At 71.7% G+C, this 15,345-nt stretch carries 15 protein-coding genes; 7 read left to right on the top strand and 8 right to left on the bottom strand.

Features of this window, described 5'->3' with window-relative positions; genetic code table 11:
• Positions 1-29: 29 nt before the first annotated feature.
• On the bottom strand, positions 30-866 hold the full coding sequence (locus tag K8W59_RS11490) for a DUF2785 domain-containing protein (RefSeq protein ID WP_223393948.1): 837 nt from the start codon (positions 864-866) through the stop codon (positions 30-32).
• A gap of 42 nt (positions 867-908) precedes the next feature.
• On the opposite strand from K8W59_RS11490, the gene K8W59_RS11485 reads away from it, so the two are divergent.
• Positions 909-2,378 (top strand): sensor histidine kinase, encoded by a 1,470-nt coding sequence (locus K8W59_RS11485; RefSeq protein WP_223393946.1) that lies wholly within the window; start codon positions 909-911, stop codon positions 2,376-2,378.
• Positions 2,379-2,383: 5 nt separating this feature from the next.
• Here the strand turns inward: K8W59_RS11485 and K8W59_RS11480 are convergent, their stop codons facing one another.
• On the bottom strand, positions 2,384-2,638 hold the full coding sequence (locus K8W59_RS11480; RefSeq protein ID WP_223393944.1) for a WhiB family transcriptional regulator: 255 nt from the start codon (positions 2,636-2,638) through the stop codon (positions 2,384-2,386).
• 183 nt (positions 2,639-2,821) lie between these two features.
• On the opposite strand from K8W59_RS11480, the gene K8W59_RS11475 reads away from it, so the two are divergent.
• Positions 2,822-3,226 (top strand): hypothetical protein, encoded by a 405-nt coding sequence (locus tag K8W59_RS11475; RefSeq protein WP_223393942.1) that lies wholly within the window; start codon positions 2,822-2,824, stop codon positions 3,224-3,226.
• A gap of 34 nt (positions 3,227-3,260) precedes the next feature.
• On the opposite strand, the gene sodN is transcribed toward K8W59_RS11475, so the two are convergent.
• The gene (gene sodN, locus K8W59_RS11470; RefSeq protein ID WP_223393940.1) at positions 3,261-3,656 is read right to left on the bottom strand and encodes a superoxide dismutase, Ni; all 396 of its coding nucleotides are present in this window, start codon (positions 3,654-3,656) and stop codon (positions 3,261-3,263) included.
• A gap of 51 nt (positions 3,657-3,707) precedes the next feature.
• Here sodN and K8W59_RS11465 point away from each other — a divergent pair, with 51 nt between their 5' ends.
• Positions 3,708-4,103: a S24 family peptidase gene (locus K8W59_RS11465; protein WP_223393938.1), complete on the top strand. Its 396-nt coding sequence runs from the start codon at positions 3,708-3,710 to the stop codon at positions 4,101-4,103.
• Between the two features lie 15 nt (positions 4,104-4,118).
• Positions 4,119-5,297, top strand: a complete 1,179-nt coding sequence (locus K8W59_RS11460; RefSeq protein WP_223393936.1) for an NAD(P)-dependent malic enzyme — start codon at positions 4,119-4,121, stop codon at positions 5,295-5,297.
• Positions 5,298-5,304: 7 nt separating this feature from the next.
• On the opposite strand, the gene K8W59_RS11455 is transcribed toward K8W59_RS11460, so the two are convergent.
• On the bottom strand, positions 5,305-5,997 hold the full coding sequence (locus K8W59_RS11455) for a phosphotransferase (protein WP_223393934.1): 693 nt from the start codon (positions 5,995-5,997) through the stop codon (positions 5,305-5,307).
• A gap of 3 nt (positions 5,998-6,000) precedes the next feature.
• The gene (locus tag K8W59_RS11450) at positions 6,001-7,251 is read right to left on the bottom strand and encodes a GNAT family N-acetyltransferase (protein WP_223393932.1); all 1,251 of its coding nucleotides are present in this window, start codon (positions 7,249-7,251) and stop codon (positions 6,001-6,003) included.
• A gap of 61 nt (positions 7,252-7,312) precedes the next feature.
• Here K8W59_RS11450 and K8W59_RS11445 point away from each other — a divergent pair, with 61 nt between their 5' ends.
• The 3 genes from K8W59_RS11445 (at position 7,313) to K8W59_RS11435 (ending at position 10,520) form a co-directional block, all read left to right on the top strand.
• Positions 7,313-8,281, top strand: coding sequence for a zinc-binding dehydrogenase (locus tag K8W59_RS11445; protein WP_223393930.1), 969 nt, complete (start codon positions 7,313-7,315; stop codon positions 8,279-8,281).
• Entirely contained in the window at positions 8,278-8,955 is a 678-nt protein-coding gene (locus K8W59_RS11440) for an SDR family oxidoreductase (protein WP_223393928.1), read from the top strand. Before K8W59_RS11445 ends, K8W59_RS11440 begins: the two co-directional genes overlap by 4 nt.
• 104 nt (positions 8,956-9,059) lie before the next feature.
• The gene (locus K8W59_RS11435) at positions 9,060-10,520 is read left to right on the top strand and encodes an MDR family MFS transporter (RefSeq protein WP_223393926.1); all 1,461 of its coding nucleotides are present in this window, start codon (positions 9,060-9,062) and stop codon (positions 10,518-10,520) included.
• On the opposite strand, the gene K8W59_RS11430 is transcribed toward K8W59_RS11435, so the two are convergent.
• Genes K8W59_RS11430 through K8W59_RS11420 form a run of 3 tightly spaced genes read right to left on the bottom strand, consistent with a single transcriptional unit; the run spans position 10,496 to position 15,339 of the window.
• Positions 10,496-11,308 carry an HAD-IIA family hydrolase gene (locus K8W59_RS11430; protein WP_223393924.1) on the bottom strand — a complete coding sequence of 271 codons (813 nt, stop codon included), beginning with the start codon at positions 11,306-11,308 and terminating at the stop codon, positions 10,496-10,498. The genes K8W59_RS11435 and K8W59_RS11430 overlap by 25 nt on opposite strands.
• Before the next feature lie 25 nt (positions 11,309-11,333).
• The gene (locus K8W59_RS11425; RefSeq protein ID WP_223393922.1) at positions 11,334-11,510 is read right to left on the bottom strand and encodes a DUF6104 family protein; all 177 of its coding nucleotides are present in this window, start codon (positions 11,508-11,510) and stop codon (positions 11,334-11,336) included.
• Positions 11,511-11,517: 7 nt separating this feature from the next.
• On the bottom strand, positions 11,518-15,339 hold the full coding sequence (locus K8W59_RS11420; protein WP_223393921.1) for a multifunctional oxoglutarate decarboxylase/oxoglutarate dehydrogenase thiamine pyrophosphate-binding subunit/dihydrolipoyllysine-residue succinyltransferase subunit: 3,822 nt from the start codon (positions 15,337-15,339) through the stop codon (positions 11,518-11,520).
• Positions 15,340-15,345: the final 6 nt, after the last annotated feature.

Genomic DNA, 15,345 nt, shown 5'->3' with positions numbered 1-15,345 from the left:
CCGGACACTACAAGCCGGTCGGGCCGGGATCAGGACACGAACGGCGCGTTGGTCGAGCGGAGCGCGTCGGCGACGGTGAGCAGCAGGTCGGCGCGGTGTGGGGGCGCGGGGGTGCGCAGCTGCAGCTGGAGGCTGAGGGCGCGCAGGAGCTGTTGGGGGTTGAAGGTGGTGCTGAAGGGGTCGTCCTGCTTGCTGCCCGCATAGGAATCCGCCGCGGCGCCGACCCGCCCGACCCAGCGCTCGACCACGTCGAGTGGCACCAGGTCCCGGTCGAGGACGGCGAGCGCCGCCCCGGCCAGGCGGTCCGGATCGCCGTGCGTCAGCGGCGGGGTCGGCAGCAGCACCCGGTCGGCGATCACGTCGAGCAGCGCGGTGAGCTCCGGCGCCTCGAGGTGCCGGGACCCGGCGAGGACGCCGATCGCGTCGGCGCCGTGGGCCACCGCGTGGGCCCACCCCTTGCCGGGGACGTAGCCCCGGACGTCGCGCTCCCGCAGCAGCCAGCCGATCAGCCGGTCGCCCCACTCCAGCACCTGCTCGCCGACGAGCCGGTCGACCGTCTGGTCGCGTTGCAGGCACTCGGCCAGCACCAGCGCGGAGAAGCTGCGCCGGAAGACGCCGTCGGAGGCGACGTCCCCGATGCCCACCATCAGACCGCTGGCCATCCCGTCGCCGAGCCCGGGCAGCAGGTCGTCGTAGACCCCGCGCTCCACCCAGGTCCCGAGCGTCGGGTAGGCCAGGCCGTCCCTGACCTGCGGGTCCGGCGAGCCGAGCATCTCCACCAGCTCGACAGTGAGCTGGTCCAACGGGCGGTCGTGGGGGAGCCGGAAGCCGTCGTCGGCGACTGCTCGCCAGTACGCCGCGTCCATGGGCGACATCGTAGGGGTGCGGGGGCTCACTAGGCTGCTCTCGTGCCCTCCCTGGCCGAGCTCGTCCGAGCCCACACCGACCTCTCCGAGGGGGACGTGGGCTGGTTGCACCTGCTGCTCGCCGACTGGCAGATCATCGCCGACCTGTCCTTCGCCGACCTCGTGCTGTGGCTGCCGGACCAGGAGGGGCGGGGGTTCTGGGCCGGGGCGCAGATGCGGCCGACCACCGGCCCGACGGCGCTGGTGGACGACGTCGTCGGGACGTTCGTGCCCGTGGGCCGCCGCCCACCGCTGGACCGCGCGTTCGAGCAGGGCCGGCTGGTCCGGGAGGGGGACCCGGAGTGGCGCGACGACGTGCCCGTCCGGGTCGAGACCATCCCGGTGCACCACGCCGGGCGCGTGGTCGCCGTCGTCGCCCGGAACACCAACCTGCTGGGGATCCGAACGCCGAGCCGGCTGGAGCTGTCCTACCTGCAGACCGCGGCGGACCTCACCGCGATGATCGCGTCGGGCCGCTTCCCCGTGGCTGGCCAGCGCGGCGACCACGCGGACTCGCCGCGCGTCGGCGACGGGTTCCTGCGGGTGGACGCGGCCGGCCGTGTGACCTACGCCAGCCCCAACGGGCTGTCGGCCTACCGCCGTCTCGGGGTCGTCGGCGACCTGGCCGGCTCGGTGCTCGCCGAGGTGACGCGCGAGCTGGTGCCACCGCGTCACCGTCCGGACGAGGAGACGCTGAGCGCCGTCCTCGGCGGACGCGCCTTCCGGGACACCGAGGTGGGCACCGACGAGGTGGTGCTCAGCGCCCGCTCCATCCCGCTCAGCCCGCGAGGCGAGCACATCGGCGCCCTCGTGCTGGTCCGCGACGTCACCGACCTCCGGCGTCGCGACCGCGAGCTGGTCACCAAGGACGCCACGATCCGGGAGATCCACCACCGGGTGAAGAACAACCTGCAGACCGTCGCCGCGCTGCTCCGCCTGCAGGCGCGCCGAGTGGATCAGCCGACGGCGCGCACCGCCCTGGAGGAGGCCGAGCGCCGGGTCGGCTCGATCGCCATCGTGCACGAGACGCTCAGCACCGTGGGCGAGGGGATGGTCGACTTCGACGACATCGCCGACCGGCTCGGCCGGATGGTCGCCGATGTCGGCGCGCTGGGACGGGAGATCCGGGTCCGCCGCGAGGGCAGCTTCGGGTCGCTGTCTGCCGAGGCGGCCACGCCGCTGGCCATGGTCCTCACCGAGCTCCTGCAGAACGCGGTGGAGCACGCCTGGCCCGAGGGCGTGGGCGGCGAGGTGACGATGACGCCGACCCGGCGGGGCGGCCGGCTGCGGCTGAGAGTCAGCGACGACGGCAGGGGCCTGCCGCCGGGCTTCGACCTGGACGCCTCGACCAGCCTGGGGCTGTCGATCGTGCGCACGCTGGTGGAGTCGGAGCTGGGCGGCTCACTGGGCCTGGTCAGCCACGACGGCACGGTCGCGACGGTGGACCTTCCGGTTCCCGGCGCTGATCGCTAGCGGTCTCAGACGTTGGTGCGCACGCGCGAGCGGGCGTTGCGGCGCTTGAGCGCGCGACGCTCGTCCTCGCTGAGGCCTCCCCAGACACCGTGGTCCTGCCCGGCCTCGAGGGCCCACTGCAGGCACTGTTCGCGCACCTCGCAGCGTCGGCACACCTGCTTGGCCTCCTCGATCTGGAGGATGGCCGGACCGGTGTTGCCGATCGGGAAGAACAGCTCCGGGTCCTCATCGAGGCACGCGGAACGGCTGCGCCAATCCATGGCTGGGGTTTCCTTCTTTCGACGCTGAGGGGGGCCGGGTTCCCGGATCGCGGGCACACCGGTCGGCGCGGAATCAACTCGCGCAACGACAAGCGTGGCAAGAAGTGCACGCTTGCACAAGGGGTTACCGGGTCACCTAGGTCACAGACCTACCGCACGGACCGCCCGGATACCCTCTGCGGCGTGACCCCCACCAGCTCCGATCGACCCCGTCTCGCGGCACCGCCGCCGCTGGTGGTCGCCGCCTCCGTGGCCGGGCTGCAGGGGCTGCTGTTCGTCGGGTACGCCGTACTGGAGATCGCCCGCACCGACGCCGACCGGATGGCGATGGGCGCGACCACGTCGCTGTTCTTCCTGCTCTACGGCCTCGGCCTGCTGCTGTGCGGCTGGCGGCTGGTGCGCCTGGACTCGTGGGCGCGCAGCCCGGTCGTGCTGGCCCAGCTGATCCAGCTGGGCCTGGCCTGGTCGTTCTGGGGGCCCGAGACGTGGGCCGTCTCGGTGGTCCTGGTGGTGGCCTCGGTGGTCGTGCTGGCGGGCCTGTTCCACCCCGCCAGCGTCCAGGCCTTGGCCGACGCGCCCGAGGGCTGATCCTCGAGCACGCCGGCCGAAGCCCGCTGGAACCTCAGGCCTTCTTGGTCTCCCAGAAGATCTCGGCGATCTCGTCGATCTTGGCGAGCAGCTCGTCGGCCTTCTCGACGCTCATCTCGCCCTTGGTGCCGGTCGCGCCCGCGAGCTTGGTGGCCTCGTTGACCAGCGTGTTGAGCTGCGGGTACTTCTCGAAGTGCGGGGGCTTGAAGTAGTCGGTCCACAGCACCCACAGGTGATGCTTGACCAGCTCCGAGCGCTGCTCCTTGATCAGGATCGCCCGGGTCCGGAAGTCCGGGTCGTCGGAGTCGTTGGCCTTCTGGATGATCGCCTTGACCGACTCGGCCTCGATGCGGGCCTGGGCGGGGTCGTAGACGCCGCACGGCAGGTCGCAGTGGGCGGAGACGTCGATGGTGCGGGGGAACGCGAACATGATGTCCTCTCAAGTCGTGTGGAACGGCTTCGGCTTGCGACACTACTCCGCGTGACTCTGCGGTGGCACCACCCCTCGGGCCGTCCCGCACGGTGGACCCTGCCGTGGGGATTCGCCCGGGTTCGGGGGGATTCGATGCGGCCGCTCCTGCGCCCGGGGGACCGGCTCCTGGTCTCCTACCGGGCCCGCCCGAGCGTCGGTCGTCTGGTCGTCGCGCGGTTCCCCGACGGCGCCGTGGTGGTCAAGCGTGCAGTGGAGCGCCGTACGACGCGCAGCGGTGCCCCCGGCTGGTGGCTGCTCAGCGAGGACCCGGACGCGGGCGTGGACTCCCGGCACCGCGGCGTGATCGCCGACGCCGACCTGGTCGCCGTGGTGCTCGCCCGGGTCTGGCCCCGGCCGCGTGTCGTGGCTGTGGGAGGATCGCGAATGCTCGGTGGCTCCTGCTGAGGAAAGGCGCGTGCGATGACTTCCGACTCCCACCCGTTCGCGGGTGACCCCGTCTTCGACCTGCACCTCGGCGGCAAGCTCGAGACCGTGGCGACCTCGCCGCTGGAGAACAAGGACGACCTCTCCAAGGCCTACACCCCCGGCGTGGCGCGGGTGTGCGAGGCCATCGCCGCCGACCCGGAGATGTCGCGTCACTACACCTGGGTGCCGAACACCGTCGCGATCGTCACCGACGGCACCGCCGTGCTCGGCCTCGGCGACATCGGGCCCGCGGCCGCCATGCCGGTCATGGAGGGCAAGGCCGTGCTGTTCAAGCAGTTCGGCGGCATCGACGGCGTCCCGATCTGCCTGGCCACCACGGACACCGAGGAGATCGTGGAGACGGTGCGCCGGATGGCGCCCAGCTTCGGCGGGATCAACCTCGAGGACATCTCCGCGCCCCGGTGCTTCGAGATCGAGGACCGGCTCAAGGCCGACCTGGACATCCCCGTCTTCCACGACGACCAGCACGGCACCGCGGTGGTCGCGCTCGCCGCACTGGTCAACGCGCTGCGGATCACCGGCCGCACCCCCGAGACCACCCGGGTGGTCGTGTCCGGGGCGGGCGCTGCCGGAGTGGCGGTGACGAACATCCTGCTCGGGGCGGGCATCCGCGACATCGCGGTCACCGACCGACAGGGGATCCTCAACTCCCAGCGCACCGACCTCACCCCGGTCAAGCGGAGCCTCGCGGAGCGGACGGCCGACAACTTCGGCCGCACCGGCTCGCTGGCCGAGGCGCTGGACGGTGCCGACGTCTACATCGGCGTCTCCGGGGGCACGGTGCCCGAGGAGGTCGTGGCCACGATGGCCGACGACGCGATCATCTTCGGGCTGGCCAACCCCAACCCCGAGGTGCACCCCGAGGTCGCGCACCGCCACGGCCGCGTGGTGGCGACCGGCCGCTCGGACTTCCCCAACCAGATCAACAACGTGCTCGCGTTCCCGGGGATCTTCCGCGGAGCCTTCGACGCGGGCGCGACCGCGATCACCGAGGGGATGAAGCTCGCGGCGGCCGAGGCCATCGCCGGCCTGGTCGGGGACGAGCTCCGGGCGGACCTGATCGTCCCCTCGCCCTTCGACCCGCGGGTCGGGCCGGCCGTCGCCGCCGCCGTGGCCGAGGCGGCGCGGATCGACGGGGTCGCACGGATCTGAGCGGCGCTCAGCTCTCGGCGATGAGCCGCCGCACCTTGTCCACGCCGCCCTGGGCGAACTCCGGCCAGCTCGACCAGTAGTAGGGCATCGCGAGCAGGGAGACGGCGAGCGCCCATCCGCGGGCCCGCTCCCAGGTGTCGTCGTCGACGCCGAGCGCCTCGCGGTAGGCCGAGCCCATCGCGGCCGGGAAGTGCCAGACGGCGGCGTGCTCGGCGGCCGGGCGGCCCAGGGAGAGCGCGCCGAAGTCGAGGACGGCCGCCAGCCGTCCGTCGCGGACCAGCAGGTTCGCGGATCGGAGGTCGCCGTGCAGGGCGCGCACCACGCCCGCCAGGTCACGGCCGAAGGCGGCCCAGTCCCGCACCGTGGCGGGCCCCGGCTCCTCGCCCTCGATCCAGCGCAGCACCGACCAGGGGAAGGGATAGCCCGCGCCCGGCCCGCCCAGCGCCATCGGCTCGGGCACGTCGACCGGCAGGACCGGCCCCAGCCGCGGGATCCAGGTCTGCTCCTTAGCGACGTCCGCCGCCGTGCCGGGCCGGCGGGGGAGCCGCACCACCAGCTCCTCGCCGAGCCGGAACATCCGGTTGTCCGTGCCGTCCCCGGCCGCGGAGAGGGGGAGGTCGGCCCACTGGGGGAACTGCTCGTCGACCAGTCGCCGCGCGAGAGTCAGGTCGACGGGCACCTCGTCCTCGTGCAACGCCATGGCTCAGAAGCCCGTCGACGGCTCGGGTGCGAGCTCGGTGCGCATCGCCTCGGCCAGGCTGCCGAGCGCGCCGCCACGGTGCTCGGTCACGATGCCGGCACGGAGCAGGGGCGCGATCGAGCGGCCGAGATAGCCGGCGCCCAGCACGTTCACGTCCAGGCTCAGGTCCGGCTCGGCGTCGGTGCGCTCCGCCGTACCCTCCCCGCCGGAGGCCAGGAGCTGCCACCGCCCGGCGTTCCACGGCGCGTGCCGGTCCGCCACGTCGACCACGATGTCGCAGTCGGAGTCGTATCCGCGCGCCGCCCACGCGGACGCCAGGTCCACGAGCCGGACGTAGGTCGAGTCGTAGGTCCGCACGTCCGCGGCCCCTCGTGGGCCGCCGACCCAGGCGAAGAGCGGGTCGTCGGGGGAGACCCGCGACAGCGTGATGGTGCTCGTCAGGTCCAGGTCGACCAGGCGCCGCAGCAGCGCGAGGCGAGCCGCCGGATCGCCGCCCAGGTAGCCGACGGTGACCGTGCCGCCGGGGCGCCCGTTGTCCCACTTGGGAGTACGGCGGAACGAGGCGCACCCGACGTCCTCGCCCGCGCGGACGGCGAAGATCAGCCGGATCTGCTCCTTGTCCCGAAGCTCGTGCGGGCGGTCGGAGACGGCTCGGGTGTAGAACTCCTCGCTGCCCACGATGATCCCGGGGGACTGCGCGGCCAGGCGCAGGTCGAGGGCCCGGGCCCGAGAGGCCACGCCAGGATCGGACCCGGTGACGGTGGTCGTGGCGGTCCCGGAGACCCGCTCCTCGAGCCCGGGGGCGGTGAAGGAGGTGCCCCGGCCGAGGTCCACCTGGAGCTCCAGGGCCGCGAGCCCGTACCCGAACCGGGGGTAGATCGCCGGCTCGCTGGCGTGCAGGGCGGAGAGGGCCAGGCCCTCCCGGTGGGCCTGTTCGAGGTGGTGGCGCAGCAGTGCGGTCAGCAGCCCCCGCCGGCGGTGGTCGGGGTGGACGCCCACCCAGGTCAGGCCCGCGACCGGCGCCAGGCGGCTGCCGGGCAGACCCAGCTCCATCGGGCGCACGCCGTAGATGCCGGCGTACATCCCCTCGGGCCCATCCCCGACGTCGACCGCCCAGCGATGCTCGGGCGGGACGGCGCCGATCAGCTCCTCCACGGGAACGTCGGGCGCCTCGTCGAACCAGACGAACTGGTCGGTGGCGAGGTAGCGCGCGGCGTCGGCGGCTCGGATCACGGCAGGGCGCGTGGAAGGCACGTGAGGTACCCCACCATCGGGGGGAGGCCACTCACAACCGGGTTTCGCTAGCGTGGCAGGCATGTTCGCCGTCTATGCCGAGTCCTTCGACGCCACCAACCCGCTCAATGGCCTCGTGGTCGGTGAGCGACCCGACCCCGAGGTGCCCGATGGCTGGACCACCGTGCAGGTGAAGGCGGCCAGCCTCAACCACCACGACGTCTGGTCGCTGCGCGGGGTCGGCCTCAAGGAGGAGGCCCTCCCGATGATCCTCGGCTGCGACGCCGCGGGGGTCGACGCCGAGGGCAACGAGGTCGTCGTGCACGCCGTCGTCTCCGACCCGTCCTGGATCGGCGACGAGACCCTGGACCCGAAGCGCTCGCTGCTCTCCGAGCGCTTCCAGGGGACCTTCGCCGACACCGTGGCGGTGCCGCGAGTCAACGTGGTGCCCAAGCCGGAGTCGCTGTCCTTCGAGGAGGCGGCCTGCCTGCCGACGGCCTGGCTGACCGCCTACCGCATGCTCTTCGTCCGCGGGGGCCTCAAGGGGGGCGACACCGTGCTCGTGCAGGGCGCCGGTGGCGGCGTGGCCACGGCCCTGATCACCCTGGCGCGCGCCGCGGGCCTGAAGGTCCTGGCCACCTCGCGCGACGAGACCAAGCGGCAGCGCGCCCTGGAGATCGGCGCCCACGAGGTCTTCGAGTCCGGCGAGCGGCTCCCGGTGAAGGTGGACGCCGCGATGGAGACGGTCGGCAAGGCCACCTGGTCCCACTCGATCCGCTCGCTGCGCCCCGGCGGCAAGATCGTCGTCTCCGGCACCACCTCCGGTCCGCAGCTCGACGACGCCGAGCTGACCCGGATCTTCTTCCTCCAGCTGGAGGTCGTCGGGTCCACCATGGGCACGCGGTCCGAGCTCGCCTCGCTGGTCAACCTGCTCGACGCCACCGGCGCGCGGCCGCTGATCGACCGGGTCATCCCGATGACCGACGCACGCGACGGCTTCGCCGCGATGGAGGAGGGGAACCTGTTCGGGAAGGTGGTCTTCACCCGATGAGGCACCTCATCACCGGCGCCGGCTCCGGGATCGGCGAGGCGGTCGTCGACCGGTTGCACGCCCGCGGCGACGAGCTGGTGCTCCTCGCGCGCTCCCCGGAGCGCGCCGAGGAGCTGGCGGCCCGCTGGCCCGGCGCCGAGACGATCGTGGCGGACCTGACCGACCCGGCGTCCCTCGCCGCCGCCTGGCCGACGGCTCTGGACCGGCTGGACTCGGTGATCCATTCGGCCGGGGTCGTACGGATCGGTCGGGTCGCGGAGCTGACGGTCGAGGACTGGCAGTGGCAGCTGACGGTCAACCTGGTTGCGGTCGCCGAGCTGACCCGGCTGGCGCTACCGGCGCTGCGCGCCGCGCAGGGCACCGTGGTCCTGGTCAACTCCGGCTCCGGCTACCGCGCCGGCCCCGTGTGGTCGCCGTACGCCGCCTCCAAGTTCGGCCTGCGCGCGTTCGCGGACTCGCTGCGCGAGGAGGAGAAGGACAGCGGGGTCCGTGTCTCCGGCATCCACCCGGGGCGCGTGGCGTCGCCGATGCAGGAGGACCTGCACGCCCAGGAGGGCAAGGAGTACGACGCCTCGGAGTGGATCCAGCCGGGGACCGTCGCGGACGCGATCCTCTACGCGCTCGACCTGCCCGCCGACGCCACCGTCCCCGAGTTGGTGCTGCGTCCGCGCTGACCCGGTCGCGGGAATGAAACCGGGGCGAAAAGGATTGGCGTCAAGGTAGGGGTCCGCGCGACCCTGGACCTGCCCTCAGCCCCGACCTCCCGAGAGGAGACCTGGTGTCCGTACGCCTGGAGACCGCAACACCCACGGACACCCAGAGCACCGGCGTACTCCGCTGGCTGGTCGCGGCCACGTTCGTGGCGATCCTCAACGAGACCATCACGCTGACCGCGATGCCGCGGCTGATGGCGCACTTCGGCGTCGACGAGAGCGCCGCGCAGTGGCTGGCGACGGTGTTCCTGCTCACCATGGCGGTCGTCATCCCGATCACCGGCTGGTTCCTGCAGCAGGTCACGACCCGGCAGGCGTTCCTGCTGGCGATGAGCGTCTTCACCGCGGGCACGCTGCTGGCCGCGCTGGCCCCCGTGTTCTGGGTGCTGATCGTCGCCCGGATCGTGCAGGCGGCCGGCACGGCGGTGATGATGCCGCTGCTGATGACCACCTTGATGAAGGTCGTGCCCGAGTCCGATCGCGGCCGGGTGATGGGCAACGTGACCATGGCGATCGCCGTGGCGCCCGCGCTGGGCCCCGCGGTCTCGGGCCTGGTGCTGCAGTCGCTGTCCTGGCGCTGGATCTTCCTGATCGTGCTGCCCGTCGCCGTCGCCGTCATGGTCGGCGGCCTGCGCCGGCTGACGAACGTCGGGGAGCCCCAGCCGGCCCACGTCGACTGGCTCAGCGTGGCGCTGGCCGCGGACGGCTTCGGTGCCCTCGTCTACGGCCTCAGCGAGTTCGGCGTCGTGGAGAACCCGCTGATCCCGGCGGTCACGCTGGGGGTGGGCATCGTCGGGGTGACGCTGTTCGTCCTCCGGCAGCTGCGGCTCCAGCGCGACGAACGGCCCCTGCTCGACCTGCGGACCCTGCGGATCCCCGTCTACCGCACGGCGATGAGCGCGATGGCGCTCGCCTTCCTGGGGATGCTCGGCTCGATGGTGCTGCTGCAGCTGTACCTGCAGAACCTGCGGGGCATGACCCCGCTCGAGGCCGGCCTGCTGGTCATGCCGGGCGGGCTGGCGATGGGCCTGCTCGGCCCGCGCGTCGGGCGATGGTACGACCGGGTCGGCGGGCGCGTGCTCGTGCTGCCCGGCGCCGCGGTGATCTCGGCCAGCTTCGGCGTCCTCGCCCTGGTGGACGCCACGACCCCGATCTGGGTGGTGCTGGCGGTGCACATCGCGCTGATGCTCGGCCTGTCCCTGCTGTTCACGCCGCTGTTCACGATGGGCCTGGGCTCGCTCCCGGCGCATCTGTACAGCCACGGCAGCTCCCTGCTGGGCACGGTCCAGCAGGTTGCCGGGGCGTTCGGTACGGCGCTCGTGGTCATGGTCATGTCCAGCCGCGCCGCCTCGCTGGTGGAGTCGGGCGTCGAGCCCGCACAGGCGAGCCTGTCCGGGATGCACTGGGCCTTCGCGGTCTCGGCCGTGGTCGGCGTGCTCGTCCTGGCCCTGGTGAGCCGGCTGCCTCGCAAGGTCCGGACCCTCGAGGAGGAGCCGGCCGCTCAGTCGGTCGACGCCACCGGCTGAGCCAGCTCGGCGACGAGTGGGACCACCTCGGCGATCCCGTCGAGGACCCGGGTCGCCTGGAACGGGAAGTGGTCGACCTCGGCCGCCGATGTCGAGCCGGAGAGCACCAGGATGGTGCGCAGCCCCGCCTCGAGGCCGCTCTTGACGTCGGTGGCCATCCGGTCGCCCACCATCACCGTGGACTCCGAGTGCGCATCCACCCGGTTGAGTGCGCTGCGCATCATCAGCGGGTTGGGCTTCCCGACGTAGTAGGGCTCCCGGTTGGTCGCCGTACTGATCAGCGAGGCGACGGAGCCGGTCGCGGGCAGCGTGCCCTGCGGGCTCGGCCCGCTCGGGTCCGGGTTCGTGGCGATGAACCGCGCGCCGGCCTCGATCAGCCGGATCGCCCGGGTGATCGCCTCGAAGGAGTAGGTCCGGGTCTCGCCGAGCACCACGTAGTCGGGGTCGGCCTCGGTGAGGGTGTAGCCGATGTCGTGCAGCGCGGTGGTCAGCCCGGCCTCGCCGACGACGTACGCCGACCCGCCGGGCCGCTGGTCGTCGAGGAACTGGGCGGTGGCCAGGGCCGAGGTCCAGATCGCGTCCTCGGGGACGTCGAGGCCCGAGCGCAGCAGGCGGGCCCGCAGGTCGCGCGGGGTGTAGATCGAGTTGTTGGTGAGCACCAGGAACTTCAGCTCCCGGTCGCGCAGCTCGGAGATGAACTCCTGGGCACCCGGCAGGGCGGTCTCCTCGTGCACGAGGACGCCGTCCATGTCGGTGAGCCAGCAGTCGACCGGTGCAGGGTTCGTCATGGCGACATTGTGGCGGACGGAGGGGTCAGTCCTCCGGATCGCCCTCCCGGGCCAGCCACGTGGCGAGCCGCTCCACCGCGTTCTCGAACTCGGGGTGGGTGTCGGTGAACTCCTGCAGCCGGTCGGCGAGCCACGCCAGGGTGACCTCCTCGTCACCCCGGCGCCTCTCCAGCTCCTCGATCCCGCGGTCGGTGAAGTACATCCGGCGCTCAGTAGCCCAGGGACTGCTGGGCCGGCGCGAACGCGTTGGCGACGAGGTCCTTCTGCTCCTCGGCGTGCCGCTTCGCCGTGCCCACGGACGGGGAGGAGGACTCCGGCCGGCTGACCACCTCGACGTCGATCTCGTTGGGCAGCCAGACGTTGACCAGGTAGTGCGGCCACGGGCCCTGGTTCTCCGGCTCGTCCTGCACCCAGCGGATCGTCTTGAGGTTGGGGAAGCGCGCGATCTCCGCCTTGATCTGCTCGACCGGGCGCGGGTAGAGCTGCTCGATCCGAGCGATCGCGACGTTGTCGGCCTCGCGCTTCTTCCGCTCGACCATCAGGTCCCACGTGACGCGGCCCGAGCAGAAGATCAGGGTGTCGACCTTCTCCGGGTCGGCGTCCCGGTCCGGGATCAGCGGCTGGAACTCGCCCTCGGTGAAGTCCGCCGGCTGGGAGGCGGCCTCCTTGCGCTTGAGCATCGACTTCGGCGTGAAGACCACCAGCGGCCGGTGCTCCTCGCCGAGGCTGTGCTGGCGCAGCAGGTGGAAGTACGACGCCGGGGTGGACGGCTGCGCGACCACGAACGCGTCGTCGGCCGCCAGCGCGAGGAACCGCTCGATCCGCGCGGAGGAGTGGTCCGGCCCCTGGCCCTCGTAGCCGTGGGGGAGGAGCAGCACGACACCGGACTGCTGCTGCCACTTGGTCTCGCTGGAGGTGATGAACTCGTCGATCACGGTCTGGGCACCGTTGACGAAGTCGCCGAACTGGGCCTCCCAGAGGGTCAGCGCCTCCGGCCGGGCCACGGAGTAGCCGTACTCGAACCCGAGGGCGGCGTACTCGCTCAGCAGCGAGTCGTAGATGTGGAACTTCGCCTGGTCCTCGGTGAGGTTGGTCAGCGGGGTCCACTCGTCGGCGTTGACCCGGTCGATGATCGTGGCGAACCGCTGCACGAAGGTGCCGCGGCGGCTGTCCTGCCCGGCCAGGCGCACCGGGCGGCCGTCCATCAGCAGCGAGCCGAAGGCGAGGATCTCGCCGGTGCCCCAGTCGATCGGGCCGTCGGTGATCGCCGCGGCACGACGCTGCAGCTGCGGCATCACCTTCGGGTGCACGGTGAAGCCGTCCGGCGGGGTCGTGTAGGCGTCGGCGATCCGCTTGAGCGCCTCCCGCGAGATCGCCGTGGTGGCCTTGCCGGCGGGCTTGTCCGGGTAGTCCGGGACCGTCCGCCAGGTGGTGGAGTCCGGGTCGGCCTGCCGCACCTCGGTGAAGACCCGCTCCAGCTGCTGCTGGTAGTCCTTGAGGACCTGCTCGGCCTCCTCGACGGTGATGTCGCCGCGGCCGATGAGGGACTCGGTGTAGAGCTTGCGCACCGAGCGCTTCTGCTCGATCAGGTCATACATCAGCGGCTGGGTGTACGACGGGTCGTCGCCCTCGTTGTGCCCACGCCGGCGGTAGCAGACCAGGTCGATGACGACGTCCTTGTTGAACGCCTGCCGATAGGCGAAGGCCAGCCCGGCGACCCGGATGCAGGCCTCGGGGTCGTCGCCGTTGACGTGGAAGATCGGCGCCTGCACCATCCGCGCCACGTCGGTGGAGTAGAGCGAGGAGCGCGAGCTGCCCGGGGCGGTGGTGAAGCCGACCTGGTTGTTGACGACCACGTGGATCGTGCCGCCGGTGCGGTAGCCGCGCAGCTGGGAGAGGTTGAGCGTCTCCGCGACCACGCCCTGGCCGGCGAACGCGGCGTCGCCGTGCACCAGCAGCGGGAGGACGGGGTACTCCGCGCCGCGGTCCAGCACGTCCTGCTTCGCGCGGGCGATGCCCTCCAGCACCGGGTCGACCGCCTCGAGGTGCGAGGGGTTCGCGGCGACGGAGACCTTGATGGAGTCGCCGTGCTCGGAGACGAACTCGCCCTCGGCGCCGAGGTGGTACTTCACATCACCGGACCCCTGCACGGTGCGGGGGTCGATGTTGCCCTCGAACTCCTGGAAGATCTGGGAGTACTTCTTGCCGACGATGTTCGCGAGCACGTTCAGCCGGCCCCGGTGGGCCATGCCGATGGTGACCTCCTCCAGGCCGGCTCCGGCGGCCTCCTCGCAGATCTCGTCGATCAGCGGGATGGTGGTCTCCGCGCCCTCCAGGGAGAAGCGCTTCTGGCCAACGAACTTGGTCTGCAGGAAGGTCTCGAACGCCTCGGCGTGGTTGAGCTTCTGCAGGATCCGCAGCTGCTCCTCGCGGGGCGGCTTCTGGTGCGGCTGCTCGACCCGCTCCTGGATCCACTGCCGCTGCTCGGGGTCCATGATGTGCATGTACTCGATGCCGACGGTGCGGCAGTAGGAGTCGCGCAGGATGCCCAGGATGTTGCGCATCTTCATGAAGCGCCGCTCGCCGCCGAAGGAGCCGGTGGCGAACTCGCGGTCGAGGTCCCACAGGGTCAGGCCGTGGGACTCCACCTCGAGGTCGGGGTGGCTGCGCTGGCGGTACTCCAGCGGGTCGGTGTCGGCCATCAGGTGACCACGGACCCGGTAGGCGTGGATCAGCTCCTGGACCCGCGCCTGCTTGGAGATCTCGTCGTCGTGGGTCGCCGAGATGTCCTGTGCCCAGCGGATCGGCTCGTAGGGGATCCGCAGGGAGGCGAAGATCTCGTCGTAGAAGCCGTCCTCGCCGATCAGCAGCTGGTGCACGCGGCGAAGGAACTCGCCGGACTGCGCACCCTGGATCACCCGGTGGTCGTAGGTCGAGGTCATCGACATGACCTTGCTGATCGCGTTGCGGGAGATGACCTCCTCCGAGGCGCCCTGCCACTCGGGCGGGTACTCCATCGCGCCGACGCCGATGATCGCGCTCTGCCCGGCCATCAGGCGGGGGACGGAGTGGTTGGTGCCGAGACCGCCGACGTTGGTCAGGCTGATCGTCGTACCGGAGTAGTCGTCCATGGTGAGCTTGCCCGCGCGCGCCCGGTCGATGATCTCCTCGTACGCCGTCCAGAACGCCGCGAAGTCCATGTTCTCGGTGGCCTTGATCGAGGGGACCACCAACTGGCGGGTGCCGTCCTTCTTCTTCTGGTCCACCGCCAGGCCGAGGTTGATGTGCGCGGGGGAGACCATGGTGGGCTTCCCGTCGCGCATCTCGAAGGAGTTGTTCATCTCCGGCATCGAGGCCAGGGCCTTGACCAGCGCGTAGCCGATGATGTGGGTGAAGGAGACCTTGCCGCCGCGCGCCCGGGCGAGGTGGTTGTTGATCACCGTGCGGTTGTCCCACAGCAGCTTCACCGGGACGTTGCGCACCGAGGTCGCGGTCGGGACCTCCAGCGACTTGTCCATGTTCTTCACCGCCGCGGCGGCGATGCCCCGCATGACGGTGTAGTCAGGCTCGTCCTTGGCCTCGGCCGGCTCGGCCGGGCGGGACTCCTTGGCGACCGGCTTGTCACGCCCCTGCGCGGGCCCGGCGGCCTGGCTCGCCGGGCGGGGGGTGGCCTTCGGTGCCGGGGACCCCTCGGGCTTCTCCGCCTTGTTGGTCTCGGTCTTCTTGGCCTCGGCCTGCTTCGGCGCCGCCTGCTTCTGCTCGGCGGGCTTGCTCTGCGTCGCGGCCGGCGCCTTGGAGGGCCCCGCCGAGGTGCGCGGCCCACCCCCGGAGGGCTGCTTCCCGCTGGAGCCGTTCTCCGAGGCCGGCGCGCCGTTGGCGCTCCCACCCTCGAAGTACTGCTTCCACTCCTCCGGCACGCTGGCCGGGTCCTTCTTGAACAGGTCGTGCATCTCCTCGACCAGCCACTCGTTGGCGCCGAAGCCGGCGGGCTGTGAAGAAGTGGAGGTGGGGTTGCCGGACGCTTGTGGCACGGGGAT

It is taken from the genome of Nocardioides rotundus (assembly GCF_019931675.1).
Lineage (GTDB): Bacteria > Actinomycetota > Actinomycetes > Propionibacteriales > Nocardioidaceae > Nocardioides > Nocardioides rotundus.
Note: the sequence above shows the minus strand (reverse complement) of the source record. Positions and strands in the feature narration are given on the sequence as shown.